Raw genomic sequence first — 15,733 nt, 5'->3', positions numbered from 1 at the left:
TTTACTTAGTTTCTACATTCTTGACTGTGGCAATATCAATTAAGGTGAGTTCCTTTGCCCGATTTTCCAAAGAAAGAGCTAAAGCTTTTGCTGTATCCAGTGAAGTCAATACATTGACTCCTGTCTCAATGGCATTTCTTCGAATCACAAAGCCATCCTTGCTGTGTTCAGCGCCCTGTGCTGGTGTATCAATCACCAAATCAATCTCATGGGCAAGTAAGAGATCCAAAATATTTGGGCTTTCCTGCTCAAGCTTCTTCACACGGTAGGCCTTGACACCATTTTCATTGAGTACCTTTGCTGTACCTGTTGTGGCAAAAATCTTGTAGCCAACAGCCTCAAATCTTCGAGCAATTTCCACTGCCTCTTCCTTGTCCTCATCCCTTACCGTCATAATCATCTTCTTGTGCTTTGGTAATTTCACCCCTGCACCCTCAAAGGCCTTATAAAGGGCCTCATTAAATGTCTTTGCAATACCTAAGCACTCCCCTGTTGACTTCATTTCTGGTCCAAGAGAAATATCTGCACCTCGAATCTTCTCAAATGAGAAGACTGGCATCTTCACTGCAATGTACTCCCCTGCTGGCTGTAATCCTGGTGTATAGCCAAGTTCTTTTAAAGTGTGTCCACAAATTACTCTTGCTGCCAATGAGACAATTGGAATACCTGTGACCTTACTAATATATGGCACAGTTCTTGAAGATCTAGGGTTGACCTCAATGACATAGACATCTTCTCCACTGGCAATAAATTGAATATTGATCATTCCCTTGACATGAAGGGCAAGGGCAAGTTTCCTTGTGTAGTCCACAATTTTCTCTCGCACGGTATCACTAATGGTCTGTGCTGGATAGACACTGATCGAGTCTCCTGAATGAACACCTGCTCGCTCAATATGCTCCATAATTCCAGGAATGACAATATCAGTTCCATCACACACCGCATCGACCTCAAGCTCCTTGCCGACAACATATTTATCAACAAGAATTGGGTGATCTTGTGCAATTCGATTGATAATGCCAATAAACTCATCAATATCGTTGTCAGAAATTGCAATCTGCATTCCCTGACCGCCAAGCACATAAGATGGACGAACAAGGACAGGATAGCCCAAACGATGGGCAACAGCCTTTGCCTCCTCAGCTGTATATACCGTGCCACCTGTTGGTCTTGGAATATGACAAGTCTCTAAGATGTGGTCAAAGAGTTCTCTATCCTCTGCTGCATCCACATCTTCTGCCTTAGTTCCAAAGATAGGCACGCCCATCTCAATTAAGGCCTCCGTCAACTTAATGGCTGTCTGTCCACCAAATTGGACAACCGCACCATCTGGCTTTTCTACATCAACAATGGAAGCTACATCCTCTGGTGTCAACGGCTCAAAGTAGAGCTTATCTGCAATGTCAAAGTCTGTACTTACTGTCTCTGGGTTATTATTGACAATAATTGTCTCATAGCCTTCCTTTTCAAATGTCCATGTACAATGTACAGAGCAATAGTCAAACTCAATACCCTGACCGATACGAATTGGTCCTGAACCAAGAACCAAAACCTTCTTTCTGTCATTGGTCTCTGGTGCCTCATTGACACCATCAAAGCAAGAATAATAGTACGGTGTCTCCGATGCAAATTCTCCCGCACAGGTATCTACCATCTTAAATGCAGCAACAATGCCCGCATCTTTTCTCATCTTGCAGATTTCTTTTTCTGATTTTTTTGTTAAATCTGCAATGATTTTGTCTGGAAATTCCATTCGCTTTGCTTCTCTCAAGAGTTCAATGGATAGTTCCTCTGTCTTTAATCTATTTTCAATGTTGACAAGGCGAGCAATCTTATGAATAAACCACTTATCAATCTTTGTGATATGATGAATGGTATCATAGTCAATTCCTTTTCTTACTGCCTCAGCAATCACCCAAATTCTTCGATCATCGACCTTTTTCAATTCTTTCTTTAAGGCCTCTACATCCAGTGCTGTGTAGTCATAGCTCATGAGGGAATCCACATGTTGCTCCAAGGAACGAATGGCCTTCATTAAAGCACCCTCAAAATTGGTACAGATACTCATGACCTCGCCTGTTGCCTTCATCTGTGTTCCGAGCTCTCTTCTTGCGGAAATAAACTTATCAAATGGAAGCCTTGGCATTTTTACAACACAATAGTCAAGCATTGGTTCAAATGATGCATAGGTTTTTCCTGTAACTGCATTTTTGATTTCATCCAGTGTATAGCCAAGAGCAATTTTCGCAGCAACTTTTGCAATTGGATAACCTGTCGCCTTACTAGCAAGTGCAGAAGATCGGCTCACTCGAGGATTTACCTCAATTACACAATACTCAAATGACTCAGGATGAAGAGCATACTGCACATTACATCCACCGGTAATGCCAAGTTCAGTAATAATATTGAGTGCCGAAGTTCTTAGCATCTGATATTCCTTGTCTCCCAAGGTCTGGCTAGGAGCTACTACGATGGAGTCTCCTGTATGCACACCTACTGGATCAAGGTTTTCCATATTACAAACCGTAATGACATTTCCGATGGAATCTCGCATAACCTCATACTCAATTTCCTTCCATCCAGAAATACATCTTTCTACCAATACCTGATGCACACGAGAAAGTCGAAGACCATTCTCTAGTGTCTCCTCTAATTCCTCCCTATTGTTGACAATTCCGCCACCAGAGCCACCAAGGGTATATGCTGGGCGAAGGACAACGGGATATCCAATTTCCTCGGCATAGGCGATACCGTCTTCAATATTTTCAACAACTTTGGAAGCAGCAATTGGTTCCCCAATCTTTTCCATGGTCTCCTTAAAGGTCTCTCTGTCCTCAGCCTTTTTAATTGTCAATGCCGTCGTACCAATCAGCTTCACATCATATCGGTCAAGAAATCCTGCCTCTTCAAGCTCCATTGCCAAATTCAGACCTGCCTGACCACCAAGGGTTGGAAGTATCGAATCTGGCTTTTCCTTTTTAATAATCTGCTCCACAACTTGTACTGTCAATGGCTCAATATAGACCTTATCGGCAATATCCTTATCGGTCATAATTGTCGCAGGGTTTGAATTGACAAGAACAACCTCTATTCCCTCTTCCTTCAATGAACGACAAGCCTGTGTGCCCGCATAGTCAAACTCTGCTGCCTGACCAATGACAATCGGTCCAGATCCCAAAACGAGGACTTTTTTAATATTTTTATTCTTAGGCATTTTTCTTTTCCTCCATCATTTGAATAAAGCGGTCAAATAAATATCCATTATCCTGTGGTCCAGGACAAGCCTCTGGGTGATATTGTACTGTAAAAATATCCTTGCCCACATAGCGAAGCCCCTCATTTGTTCCATCATTGACATTGGTAAATGCTGGTATGGCTACCTCTGGATTTAAGGTCTCTGTATTTACCGCATAACCATGATTTTGAGAACTCATATAGGTCCTGCCTGTCTCGTGATCTTTCACTGGATGATTTCCGCCACGATGTCCATACTTTAATTTGTAAGTATCTGCCCCTGTAGCCAGAGCCATCAATTGATGTCCTAGACAAATGCCAAAAATCGGCACTGAAGAATCATAGAGTTTTTTGATTTCCTTGATAATTTCTACATTTTCCTTTGGATCTCCTGGTCCATTGCTCAACATAATTCCATCAGGATTTGATGCCAAAATTTCTTCTGCGGATGTGTTTGCTGGCCACACAGTCACTTCACATCCTCTCTTTTGGAGAGATATGGCAATATTATCCTTTGCCCCAAGATCTAAAAGTGCGACTTTCTTTCCCTGCCCCTTAAGAACATACTTTTCCTTGCAGGTCGATGCTAATACTACTCCCTTTACAGAGTATTCCTTAATCCTTGCTAACACCTCTTCCTTGTTGAAGTTTGCATTGGTTGTCAACATTCCATTCATTGTGCCATGTTCTCTGAGACGCTTTGTCAAATCTCTCGTGTCCACCCCACAAATTGCTGGAATATCATTTTCCTCCAAAAACTCTTGAATCGATCCCTCACTTCTAAAGTTGCTCGCAAGATCAGATACTTCTCTTACAACCCAAGCATCCGCCCATGGTCTAACAGACTCCATATCCTCATAACATACTCCATAGTTGCCAATCAGTGGATATGTCATTACCACTGCTTGTCCCGCATAGGAAGGATCTGTCAAAACCTCCAAATAGCCCGTCATTGAGGTATTAAATACAATCTCGCTGATGACTTCTTTGGTCGAGCCAAAGCTCTCTCCCTCGTACACGCTACCATCTTCTAAAATCAGATACGCTTTCATTCAGACCTGCCTTTCTATACTGTTGTCAATTTTTGCTTAATCTTATGAATTATATCAGACAGCACACTTTTTTTCAAGTAAATAATACTTTTGCTCAGCTGTCATATAAGCTAATTACCATTTGTGCAACTTCAATGAGATTGCAACCATTTTCCATACTGCTTTTTTGCAAATAGTGATGCGCCTGCTCCTCGCTCATGCCATTTCGCTCCATCAAAAGCAATTTCGCTTGATTTAGGATTTCCTCATCTTTTTCACTTCGCTCTATCCTCTTATTCTTCTTTTTCTTTTCCCTGCGCATTCGATCCCCAATCATATAGACGGTATCAATAAAATCATGCACTTTTAAGGGCATCGGAAGGAAAAATACATTATCGGGTAAGTTTTCATTCAACCTTGCTTTTGAACAAAGTAAAATCATCTGAAAATTAGGATTTAGATTTTCTCGAACCTCCTCAAACATCATATCAGCAAATTGATAGGCACAAATTAATATCCCACTGCCATAGCTATCACATAGTTGAATTGCCCCAGCAGCCGATTGCGAGAGCCCTGCCACTCGAAAGCCATTTTTTGCCAAAATATTTTTAATGGCTTTTGCATCCTCCATTTTTGGAAAAGCGACGACAAGCTCCGACATTCTTCTCCTCCGATACTACTTAAAATCTTTCCAAATATTGGGCAATTTCCCAATCTGAAATTATCTCTAAATACTCCTCCCACTCTCGCTTTTTTGCATTTAAATAGCGCTGATATGCATATTCTCCAAGAATCTCCCTAGCAAATACTGATTTTTCAAATAAATGAATGGACTGCCCAAGGGTTCTTGGAAGACTTTCTATGTTTTCTCTCTCTTCATTTGCTAACACAAACATATTTTTATTCACTGGCTCTGGTGGCAGTAATTTTTCTTCAATTCCTCTCAAGCCCGCCCAAAGACAGGCAGCAATTGCAAAATATGGATTTGCTGCAGAATCTGGCGAACGAAGTTCAATCTTTGTGTGCTCACCCCGAATGGAGGGAACTCGTATTAAAGAAGAACGGTTCGATGACAAACTCCAGCTAATATAGACGGGTGCATCAAAACCTGGCACCAATCTCTTATAGGAATTGACAATGGGATTAGTCAATAGCGAAAGCTCTCCAATATATTTTAATAATCCCGCAATAAAATAATTGGCCAACTCGCTCAATTTTTCACCCTGTGCCTCAAAGACATTTCTTCCCTCACCGTCTCGCAAAATCATTCCAATGTGCATTCCACTGCCACTGTCCTTTGCCTTTGGCTTTGGCATAAAGGTTGCATGAAATCCATGGCGTCTGGCAATCACCTTGACCGCCATCTTTAAAGTCATAATTTCATCTGCTGCACTCACTGCATCGGTATACTTAAAATCAATTTCATGCTGTGCTGGTGCAGTTTCATGATGAGAAGCGTCAATGACATAGCCCATATCTTCTAAGTTGAGTACAATATCTCTTCTCACATTTTCTGCCATATCTAATGGTCCAACATCAAAGTAGCCCGCCTTTTCTGAAGTTGTCGTCGTTGGATTTCCATTTTCATCCATATCAAACAAAAAAAATTCACACTCTGGACCAACTTCTAGGAAAAATCCCATTTCTTTTGCCCTTGTAATGGCTTTTTTTAGGATAAATCGAGGATCCGCTGTAAATGGATTTCCATCAGGCAAATACACATCACAAATTAGCCTCGCCACCTTTCCCTGTTGTGGTCGCCAAGGAAATACTTCAAATGTATCTAAATCTGGATGTAAGTACATATCAGACTCCTCAATTCCAACAAAGCCCTCCACGCTCGAACCGTCAAACATCAAGCGGTTATCCAGTGCAGCCTCCAATTGATTGCTCGTAATGGCAATGTTTTTAAACATTCCAAACATATCCGTAAATTGTAATCGAATAAACTCTACATCTTCATCCTCTACAATCTGAATAATTTCCTCTTTTGTCATATTTCCTCCACTTTTTTCAAAAATCAATTATACTATCAGTGTACATTACTTTTTATCTAAAAACAAGGAGACAAAACTATGATCATCACAGCAACATCTTTAACGCCAAATCAATGTAAAGACATTCAATCCATCCTTCAAGGCATCGACCCTCTTTTCCTCCATGGACTAGACTACCCCTTTTTTGATGAAGATGCTTTGCACTTTATCTATTATCAAGACCTTCTTCCTGCAGCTGTCCTTGTTTTATTGCACATTAAAAATCAATCCTTTGAAGTTCTTGCCTTTACCCACAAAAGCTTTGAAAATAGGGGATATTTTCAAGCCCTTCTTTCCCATGCCAAAAAAAAGCATCCCATTGATCAACTCACTTGGATACTCGCAAAGATTTCACCAAAGACCAAACATCTGCTCAAAAAATTTTCTGCCCAATATCTAGATACAGAATATACAATGGAGCGTTCACTTTCTTCTCTACCCAATCGACCTTCCACCTATCACCTTTTGCCATTTGACGATCAAAAAGATAAACTCTATGAAGTTTGGGATAAGGAGAAATTCATTGCCCGATATGGACTTTTTCCTCTCTCCCAGAGCCATTGTTTTCTCTATGATTTTTTTGTATTCCCAGAATATCGACACCGTGGCATTGGTCAAAATATTCTTGTACAAATTTTAAAAAAAATGCAAGAGGCCGGTTTTACCCACATCCTCTTGCATGTCAGTCAGAGCAATGAAATTGCCTGCCATCTCTATCTAAAACAACATTTTGTAATCTCTACCTCTTTGCACTACTATGCGAGCAAGATTGAGCGAACCGCAGACCAAACCAGTACAATCACGCCCAATACAATTCGATAATAGCCAAAGAAGGTGAAGTCATGTTTTTTTACCCAATTGAGCAAAAGGCGAATGACATAGACAGAAACTACAAAGGCCACAATCATACCCAATAACAAATACACAACCTCTTGTGCACTGTAGTGAAAGCCAAACTTCACTAGCTTTAAAAAACTTGCTCCAAACATTGTCGGAATACCTAGAAAGAAAGAAAACTCCGAAGCCAATGTTCTTGATGCCCCCAAAATAATTCCGCCCAAAATAGTTGAGCCAGATCTTGAAGTTCCTGGAATCAATGAAAGTACCTGAAATGCTCCAATAGAAAAAGCTGTCACATAATCAATATCTTCAACTTTCTTGATTCTTGGCTCAACATTTTGATGACGCTTTTCAATGACAATAAACAAAATACCATAAATAATCAATGTCGCTGCAATCACTGGTGTTTTGTAAAGATGCTCATCGAGCCAATCATCAAAGGCTAAACCAATGATGGCCGCTGGTAGGCAGGCAATAATAATCTTACTCCACATAATCCAAGTTTCTTTTCTCTGCTGAGAACTCTTCTTTGGAGAAAATGGATTTAATTTTCCAAAGAACATCACAACCACAGCCAAAATGGCACCCAATTGAATGACCACCATAAACATAGTCTTAAATTCAGGACTGACGTTGAGATGAAGAATATCATCCACTAGTAGCATATGTCCCGTAGAGCTGATGGGAAGCCACTCTGTAAAGCCCTCCACAATTCCTAAAATAATGACCTTAATAATCTCTATAATATTCATTTTTGCACTCCTTATCTATTCTCTATTTGCCAATCAATCTCACTCTCTCCATTTTCAATCAAAAACGCATTGGCCCTACTAAAATGCTTACATCCAAAAAATCCCCGATAGGCCGACAATGGACTTGGATGTGGTGCCATAAGAACCAAATGCTTTGGATTGTCTAACATCACCGCCTTACTCTGTGCGGGTTTTCCCCAAAGCATAAATACCACAGGGGCATCTTTTTTATTGACTGCTTGAATAATTGCATCTGTAAACCTTTCCCATCCATGATTTTGATGAGAATAAGCCTGATGTGCCCGCACCGTCAATACTGTGTTTAAAAGCAACACACCCTGATCCGCCCACTTTTTTAAATATCCCTGATTTGGAATAAAACATCCCAAATCATCCTGCAATTCCTTGTAAATATTGCCAAGCGATGGCGGAATTTCTTGCCCTGGCAAGACTGAAAAACTCAACCCATGAGCTTGCAAAAAATTGTGATAGGGATCCTGCCCCAAAATCACCACCTTAACTTTTTCATAAGGTGTAAAATGTAAGGCATTAAAGATATCATCTGCTGGTGGAAAAATCGTTTTTGTTGCATACTCATTTTTCACAAACTGATAGAGCTCCCTATAGTATGGCTTTGAAAATTCTGGCTTTAAAATTTCTAACCACTTTCCCTGTATCATTCCCATTTTACAACCTCACACTCAGACCTTGACTAGCCAAATATTGCTTTAAATCTTGAATTTCCAGCTCCTTAAAGTGAAAAAGACTGGCCGCCAAAGCTGCATCCGCCCCTCCCCTTGTCAGAGCATCCAAAAAGTGTTCCCTTGTCCCTGCCCCCCCAGAGGCAATCACAGGAATGGAAACACTATCTGCAATCAATCTTGTCAATTCACAATCATATCCCGCCTTTGTGCCATCGCAGTCCATACTGGTCAATAAAATTTCTCCTGCTCCAAGCTTATTTGCCTTCTTTGCCCATTCAATGGCGTCTAGACCAGTGTCCACTCGCCCACCATTTTTATAGACATTCCAGCCACTTTGATCTTCTCTTCTTCTTGCATCAATCGCCACCACTACACATTGACTTCCAAACTTATCTGCTGCCTCAGAAATCAATTCCGGTCGATCAATTGCTGAAGAATTAATGGAAATCTTATCTGCTCCTTCTCGAAGAAGCATTTTAAAGTCCTCCACCGTGCGAATTCCACCCCCAACTGTAAAAGGAATAAAGACATTCTCTGCCACTTTTCGCACCATATCCACCACTGTAGCTCTTGCATCTGAAGAAGCGGTAATATCTAAAAATACCAACTCATCAGCACCTGATCGATCGTAAAATTTGGCAACCTCCACAGGATCTCCCGCATCCTTTAAATTGACAAATTGTGTGCCCTTGACCACTCGACCATCCTTGACATCTAAACACGGAATAATTCTCTTTGTCAGCATTCTACACCTCCAAAAAGTTCTTTAAAATTTTTAATCCAATTTCAGAGCTTTTCTCTGGATGAAATTGACAACCAAACACATTGCCATATTCCACCGCTGCATCAATGTGCACCACATAGTCTGTAGTTGCAGCAACAACAGCCTTGTCCTTTGCATCCAGGTAATAGGAATGCACAAAATATACATATGGATTTTTCTCGATCCCCTTAAACAGACGAGTATTTGGTGCGATGGTCAAATTATTCCATCCCATATGTGGAATCTTGTAGCCTAGTTTGTGTGGAATTTTCAAAACTCTTCCCTCTAGTATATGTAGCCCTTCCACAGGCTCATTTCCTTCCATCCCTTCTTCACTCGAATCAAACAAAAGTTGCATTCCCAAGCAAATACCAAGTAATGGGATTTTTTTCTTGACCACCTCATGCAAAACATCAACCAATTGATACTTTTTTAGCTTTTTCATACAATCTGCATAGGCTCCCACTCCTGGCAAAATCACCTTATCTGCACTCAAAATGATCTTTGGATCTCTTGTGATCACAGGGCTTTCCCCACTACTGACCAGTGCTTTTTCTACACTCTTTAAATTTCCTGCGTCATAATCAATTAGTGCGACCATATCCTCCTCCTCTCCTTATCCTTTCTCTACTATAGCACATTCCATTGATATCTTGCCACAAAATTCATAAAATATTTAATTTTTTAATTGACAACATTTTTAAATTATGCTATCATATACGAGTGCCAATGAAGGGGAATAGTTCAATGGTAGAGCAACGGTCTCCAAAACCGTAAATGGGGGTTCGAGCCCCTCTTCCCCTGTTTTAAAGAGAAAGTTTATAAGTTTTTTGCTTATAAACTTTCTCTTTTTTTACCCTTCTTTTATCATCTCAAAAATGATCAGAAAGATTAAGAGGGCAGGACTCATTTGAGTCCTGCCCTCTTTTGAAGCTACCTATTTCGATCCGACAGCTTCAATCTGTGAACTACCCATTACCTTTAGGTAATGGGCTTTTAAGAGCTTGACAGCTCTATTTAAGAAGTTTGATATTTAAGTCTTCACCTAAGTAATTAGGCAATCCTTATTCTTATAGGCGTGTCCACTTCGCCTCTACTGTATAGGATATTCATATCCACAACTCTACTTTTACGCATGATATTCAATGCTCCGTTAACATCTGCATTGATTGTTTTACCACTTGCCGTTTTGTATAGACCACGCTGTAATCTTCTGCCGCTAAACTGATACTCTTTTGGATTATCGGCATTGTAAACAGGTATATTGTCTCTATCCCAAAAAGATGACTTAGATGTATAGGATTCTTCCTGTTTTACAAAAACAATTTCATTTAGTTTGCAAAGATATTCCAATTTGTTACGTAACTGTCCATAAGGAATATTTACAAAATTTTGATTGTTTTGCTTTCCCATATGACTATTGCGTTGAAAAGTTTCATTGTAACCAACAACAAGCGTACCTATATCATTGTGAATACAATAATCTATTACCTTGCGTGCAGTTTTGTTCATATAGTCGTTCACCTTATTGTTGCGGTTACGAGCTGCTGCTTTTTGTCTGTTTGTAGGTTTCCTACCAAAATGCTGTTTATCTTTTATCGATTGTAAACGGGTATTTTCTTTATTAAACCACTGATTGATAGATTTAAGTCTTTTTCCATCAATAATGAACGATTTACCAATATTTGATACGGCTGTTACGAGATTATTGATACCTAGGTCAAGAGCAAGTGCGTTATTCATGTTTAGATTTCTTTGAATACATTCAGCTTCATATATATACTGGATTTCAAAGAACCTTGCATTCGCCTTAGGTATAATGCGTATCTCTTTTATCGTCTTATCAAGAAGTATTGGCGGTATCGTAATTTCAACAGACTTATGCGTTTTTTTAAAACTATTGGAAAACGGAAGGATCAGCTTATTACCATTAAGTCTTACAAAACCAATGATCAGTGTTGTGTATCCATCTTTTGGAAGATAATATGGCAGTTTACAATCCGTAAAGGCATATTTTCCTTGCTTGACCAGTTTAAGCAGACCAAAAAATGATTTAAACGAACCATCAACCTCTTTAAGTATCTGCTGTGCCATATTGGAATTTAATGCCTTATAATTAGGACTATTCTTTAAAAGAGTGTAATTCTTCTCATATTTGAGAAATTCACCTTCTGTAAAATAATACTGACGCACATTATAGATTGCCTCATTAGCAAGATTCTTAGCAGTATGACAAAGTTCTCTGATTGTGATGTAGTCTTCCTTGGACAGATGTTTAACTTGTTGTTTTACAGTAAGATACATACGGTTTTCTCCTTTCATAGATTCGGAAATAGGATTTCCTATATGTATATTATAGTATATATTTTACTTAAATACTATCATTTAAGTAAAATATATATGTTGTAAACGCCATTCATCCCATGGTCTAAAGACCATGGGATGAATGGCTGTTATATTATAAAACTGCTTTTTCACACTTAATGCAAGGAATAACCATTAGGTGATTATGCGCCCTTTACAGCTGCTGTAGCTGGAGCTGCTGTTGTAGCTGGAGCTGCATTCTTGTCTGCATTCTGTCTCTGAAGAATGTTTGTAGTATTTACTTCTTTACCAGCATTGAACTGATCCCAGAGGAAGTTGATTGTAACCTTAGCATTCTTGTCCTGTGACAATGAATCGTCGTTCTCCTTCATGTTGTTAACGCTACCTGTTGTGTAAACACCCTCAGCATCTGGATCCATAGCTACGCCAACAAAGATGTCCAATCTGTTTGATGTTGCTGGGCTTGTCAAAACTTCGCCATTTGTGATTGCGTTCTTGATCACATTCTGGTCAATGTTCTTCAATGCTGACAATCTTACGAAGTCAACACCACCAACTGTGAAGTACTGGCTAGGGTCAAGGTTAAGGCTCTTTACAAGCTTAAATACATCTGATCCATCAGCAACCTTTGGTGAATCCTCCTGCCATGAGTATACAGCAATACCGATCATGTTCTCTGCTGTATCATTGTCAGCTGAAACATCAAATGTAACATTGCTAAGCTTTGCAGCAAGTGTACCTACATTAAGAACATCTGTACGGAATGTCTGAGCATATCCTGGGTACATATTCTGGATATCAAGCTGAATCTCATCACTACCCTGAGTTGTTCCCTTAATATATGGTCCAACAGTCTTCTTGATACCTGAAGGATCAGCATACTTTGCATCAAACTTTACATTGTTGTACTTCTGTGCATCTCTGTAGTATCTGTCAACTGAACCGTCAATAGCGATTGTATTGTAGCTGATGTTTGCTCTTCTAAAGAACTCACTTGATGCCCAACCTCTGTTGCCTGCACCACTAACGCCATCAACGATTGACCATGTTCCTGAAGGACCCTCATCTCTGTACTGAGCATAAAGACCCATATCAGCGAAAGTCATATCAAGATCACCTGTTGTTGCTGTTGCAGTTACCTTTAATGTGTCTGTCCAGTAAGCGTAACCTGTTCCACCAAGAATCATTGTTGCGGCAAGAATACCACCAAGAATCATCTTTCTGTTTGTTTTTCTCATTTTGCATTGCCTCCTATAAACTTATAAACTTTACAAACTTTGTTTTCGCAAACACCTATACTCTATCATAATAATTTCTTAATTTCTAGTACTACTTGGTGTATCTTTACTACCTTTTTCGTTTACTAATTCTTAAGAAAGTATGCTGTAGTATCAGATAAAATTAAGAATTTACCATCTTTGGGAACATCATTCTCATCTAGAGCACAAAGAATTGGTGAGCCCATCTCCTCAGACAATGAAATCATATCTTCAATGTCATTGATTTGAACCAACATGCGACCAGAAAAATCAGGTAGCTCTCTAACATTCACTAAATGACTTCTCTGCTTGCGTACAACTTCTTTTTGTGCTAGGCCAATGGCCTCTCTCTCATCTGGTGCCTTGGTCAAGACAAGGACACTCACTCCCATGCCAAGTCCAATAACCAAAAGAACGACACCCACTGGAGTCAGCTTCTGGTTTGGTCTCTCCTTGACCAATGTAGAATTCGTAATACTTCCACTATCTGCTGCTGCATCTGGCTTATCGACAGTATACAATTTGTTGGCACCACGAATTGGCATTGGCAGAGTATAGGTAAAATCCTTTGTCTGCTGTTGCCCATTGACATCAATATAATACTTGCCACTAAGCACAAGGCTCATGCTCTTGCTTGTCGTAGAGCCCAACTCCTTTTCTGCCTCTGTGACAAAACTAGCAAATAAATCAGGACTGACATCCACGCTTTCTTCTACCGTTGCCCTGCCATCCTGTGTTGGCTCTGTAGAAACATGCTTTAAATTTTGTACCTTTGAATAGACTTTCTTTGTTGGATCATTGTTAAAAAATCCATCCAATTCTGCATTGATATCATAATCCACATGCAATGTGGCCGCCTGATCGCCCACAAGTTCTGACTTTAATTGAACTGCAATGTGATCTGTCAGTGCATCTGAGTACACTCTTCCCTCTTCAAGCGTTGGTGTATCATAGATGCTATTATTCTTTAGCACAACCTGATAGGATGATGTCGTGTTCACTTGATAAGTAAATACATTCGATTCTTGTTTTACTTTCTTTGTCTTCGTTCCGACACCAGCCACGATCAGTCCGCCAATCACTGCCACTAGACTGACAAGTAACAGGGCAACGCGTGACCGATTGCCCATTGGCCTTTTTTGCGTTGTTTTCTTTTGTGCTGGCTCTTTCTTTACTACTTTATTCCCCTTTTCAGTATCACTTTTGTTCATCAACAACTCCCTCTGGTACATCATTTTTTGCTTTTAACATAAGCATTGGCAATCCAATTTTGGGTATCCAATGGTGGACAATTCCCCTAATATCATTTGGATCCACTTCCTGAGAATCCTCTGATTTATTATTATCTCCCTTGGTTATAAATGTGCGATTGCCATTTTCATCAATTTTTACCTTCTTAATTCGATGTGTAATGTTAATCTTATCATCTCGGTCAAAATTGATAATATCTCCCTCAGACAGTTTCTGAATATCTTCTTCTTTTTGCATCTTCTCAATGAGAACAACATCACCTGGCATAATCTTTGGCTCCATACTTCCTGTCAAAATAACCAGCGGTCGAACAGGAAAGACACCAACCCAAAACCACGCCATCAAGACAATAAGTCCCAGTCCCACAAAATCTTTCCACGAAATGTCCACAACTTCTTGGAGTTTCTTTTTTCCACTGTTCTCCCCACGCCCATACATAAATGTCGCACATATACATGGGAAGGCCACACCAATGACGGCATAGGCAAACCAAGAGATATCTGGCAAAAATGGAAAAAATCGCCAAAATGCTGCCACAAGGGCAGCATAAAAAATTCCAGCCCATTTTCCACCCCAAAGTACAAGCACACAACAAAGTGCATTGTCCGCAATAATGGGCAAAACATCCTTGGCCACATAGATAAAAATATCCTTGTTACTTGTCAATTGCTTGAGCTTTGGAAAATTTGCCATTCCAATCGCAAGGATAAGCAAAAAAATAATGGTGAAAAATTGGCGTTTCTTCTTCGCATACTTCCATATGGTCGCCATTCCATAGGCACGGATACTCTCCCTGGCAACAATTGGGGGAAATAGAGTCAACACATTCCTCAAAAATCCCACGGGCGAATTGTCATAGGGAGAACCTTTTAATTGTTTGAATATTACACCAACCAGATAGTAAAGTGCAACGATAATAAATGCTCCCGCAAATCCTGCCTCACACATCTCCGTTCGTGTGCGGACATTGCCAGGAGATAAAATCCCTGGCAACACTCGCCAAACAATCACTGTCAATGCCACCCAATAGAGTGACAAAAACAACTCCAATCCAACAAAATATGCCTTAACTGGCGGAATAGCTGGAAGAAGATAGGCAATTAAAAGAAGCACTGTATATAGACGATATCGTGGATATTTCGCCTTACTCATTGACCTCTTGAGCACTCTCGGCTCCACTGTCTACTTCTGCCTTGGCCTCTGTCTTTACTTCTGATTTTTCTGTAGCACCATCCTCAGATCCACTTTCAATGGAAGCCTCTGCTGTGACAGCACTCTCACCACTTGAATCACCAGTTTGTGCACCTTCTGTAGTTTCTGAACTCTCCACTGTAGCTGTATTTTCTGTTGCCTCTGTACTTTCCTCAGCTGTTGTTTCTTCTGTTGCCTTAATACTAATATCAGCCTGATAAAAGATTGGTACATCGACATTTACTTTTAAGTGATCCGTCCAATAAGCGAAACTCACTCCACTTGCCAAAACACTCAATCCCAAACCTGCAACTAATCCTAATACTTTCTTGCGCATAATATGCCCC

General features: G+C 40.0%; 14 protein-coding genes and 1 tRNA gene. 2 read left to right on the top strand and 13 right to left on the bottom strand.

The features are described 5' to 3' along the window. Position 1: 1 nt before the first annotated feature. The 4 genes from carB to glnA all read right to left on the bottom strand — a co-directional run bounded on the left by carB (position 2) and on the right by glnA (position 6,262). On the bottom strand, positions 2-3,214 hold the full coding sequence (gene carB / locus J5A74_08340) for a carbamoyl-phosphate synthase large subunit (protein QUI95386.1): 3,213 nt from the start codon (positions 3,212-3,214) through the stop codon (positions 2-4). Next, positions 3,207-4,286 carry a carbamoyl phosphate synthase small subunit gene (locus J5A74_08335; GenBank protein ID QUI95385.1) on the bottom strand — a complete coding sequence of 360 codons (1,080 nt, stop codon included), beginning with the start codon at positions 4,284-4,286 and terminating at the stop codon, positions 3,207-3,209. The genes carB and J5A74_08335 overlap by 8 nt, the downstream gene beginning before the upstream one ends. Positions 4,287-4,380: 94 nt before the next feature. Continuing rightward, on the bottom strand, positions 4,381-4,926 hold the full coding sequence (locus J5A74_08330) for an ANTAR domain-containing protein (GenBank protein ID QUI95384.1): 546 nt from the start codon (positions 4,924-4,926) through the stop codon (positions 4,381-4,383). 19 nt (positions 4,927-4,945) lie between these two features. Next, positions 4,946-6,262, bottom strand: a complete 1,317-nt coding sequence (gene glnA / locus J5A74_08325) for a type I glutamate--ammonia ligase (protein ID QUI95383.1) — start codon at positions 6,260-6,262, stop codon at positions 4,946-4,948. A 78-nt stretch (positions 6,263-6,340) separates the two neighbouring features. On the opposite strand from glnA, the gene J5A74_08320 reads away from it, so the two are divergent. Further along, positions 6,341-7,123 (top strand): GNAT family N-acetyltransferase, encoded by a 783-nt coding sequence (locus tag J5A74_08320; protein QUI95382.1) that lies wholly within the window; start codon positions 6,341-6,343, stop codon positions 7,121-7,123. On the opposite strand, the gene J5A74_08315 is transcribed toward J5A74_08320, so the two are convergent. Genes J5A74_08315 through hisH form a run of 4 tightly spaced genes read right to left on the bottom strand, consistent with a single transcriptional unit; the run spans position 7,057 to position 9,961 of the window. Further along, complete coding sequence (locus J5A74_08315) at positions 7,057-7,893, bottom strand: undecaprenyl-diphosphate phosphatase (protein ID QUI95381.1); 837 nt, start codon at positions 7,891-7,893, stop codon at positions 7,057-7,059. The two genes, J5A74_08320 and J5A74_08315, sit on opposite strands and share 67 nt — an antisense overlap. Positions 7,894-7,904: 11 nt before the next feature. After that, positions 7,905-8,579 (bottom strand): uracil-DNA glycosylase, encoded by a 675-nt coding sequence (locus J5A74_08310; GenBank protein ID QUI95380.1) that lies wholly within the window; start codon positions 8,577-8,579, stop codon positions 7,905-7,907. Position 8,580: 1 nt separating this feature from the next. Next, entirely contained in the window at positions 8,581-9,342 is a 762-nt protein-coding gene (gene hisF / locus J5A74_08305; GenBank protein ID QUI95379.1) for an imidazole glycerol phosphate synthase subunit HisF, read from the bottom strand. Position 9,343: 1 nt separating this feature from the next. Beyond that, positions 9,344-9,961 (bottom strand): imidazole glycerol phosphate synthase subunit HisH, encoded by a 618-nt coding sequence (gene hisH, locus J5A74_08300; protein ID QUI95378.1) that lies wholly within the window; start codon positions 9,959-9,961, stop codon positions 9,344-9,346. A 132-nt stretch (positions 9,962-10,093) separates the two neighbouring features. On the opposite strand from hisH, the gene J5A74_08295 reads away from it, so the two are divergent. Further along, positions 10,094-10,164, top strand: a tRNA-Trp gene (locus tag J5A74_08295). A gap of 249 nt (positions 10,165-10,413) precedes the next feature. Here J5A74_08295 and J5A74_08290 read toward each other — a convergent pair. The 5 genes from J5A74_08290 to J5A74_08270 all read right to left on the bottom strand — a co-directional run bounded on the left by J5A74_08290 (position 10,414) and on the right by J5A74_08270 (position 15,723). Further along, positions 10,414-11,664 carry a transposase gene (locus J5A74_08290; GenBank protein ID QUI96865.1) on the bottom strand — a complete coding sequence of 417 codons (1,251 nt, stop codon included), beginning with the start codon at positions 11,662-11,664 and terminating at the stop codon, positions 10,414-10,416. Positions 11,665-11,867: 203 nt separating this feature from the next. After that, positions 11,868-12,923 carry a signal peptide protein gene (locus J5A74_08285; GenBank protein QUI95377.1) on the bottom strand — a complete coding sequence of 352 codons (1,056 nt, stop codon included), beginning with the start codon at positions 12,921-12,923 and terminating at the stop codon, positions 11,868-11,870. A 125-nt stretch (positions 12,924-13,048) separates the two neighbouring features. Beyond that, positions 13,049-14,155: a hypothetical protein gene (locus J5A74_08280; protein QUI95376.1), complete on the bottom strand. Its 1,107-nt coding sequence runs from the start codon at positions 14,153-14,155 to the stop codon at positions 13,049-13,051. After that, positions 14,142-15,347, bottom strand: coding sequence for a signal peptidase I (locus tag J5A74_08275; protein QUI95375.1), 1,206 nt, complete (start codon positions 15,345-15,347; stop codon positions 14,142-14,144). Before J5A74_08275 ends, J5A74_08280 begins: the two co-directional genes overlap by 14 nt. Continuing rightward, complete coding sequence (locus J5A74_08270) at positions 15,340-15,723, bottom strand: hypothetical protein (GenBank protein ID QUI95374.1); 384 nt, start codon at positions 15,721-15,723, stop codon at positions 15,340-15,342. The genes J5A74_08275 and J5A74_08270 overlap by 8 nt, the downstream gene beginning before the upstream one ends. Positions 15,724-15,733: the final 10 nt, after the last annotated feature.

The sequence above is a fragment of the Lachnospiraceae bacterium oral taxon 096 genome, assembly GCA_018141845.1.
Lineage (GTDB): Bacteria > Bacillota > Clostridia > Lachnospirales > Lachnospiraceae > F0428.
This window is presented reverse-complemented; position numbering and strand designations above follow the sequence as displayed.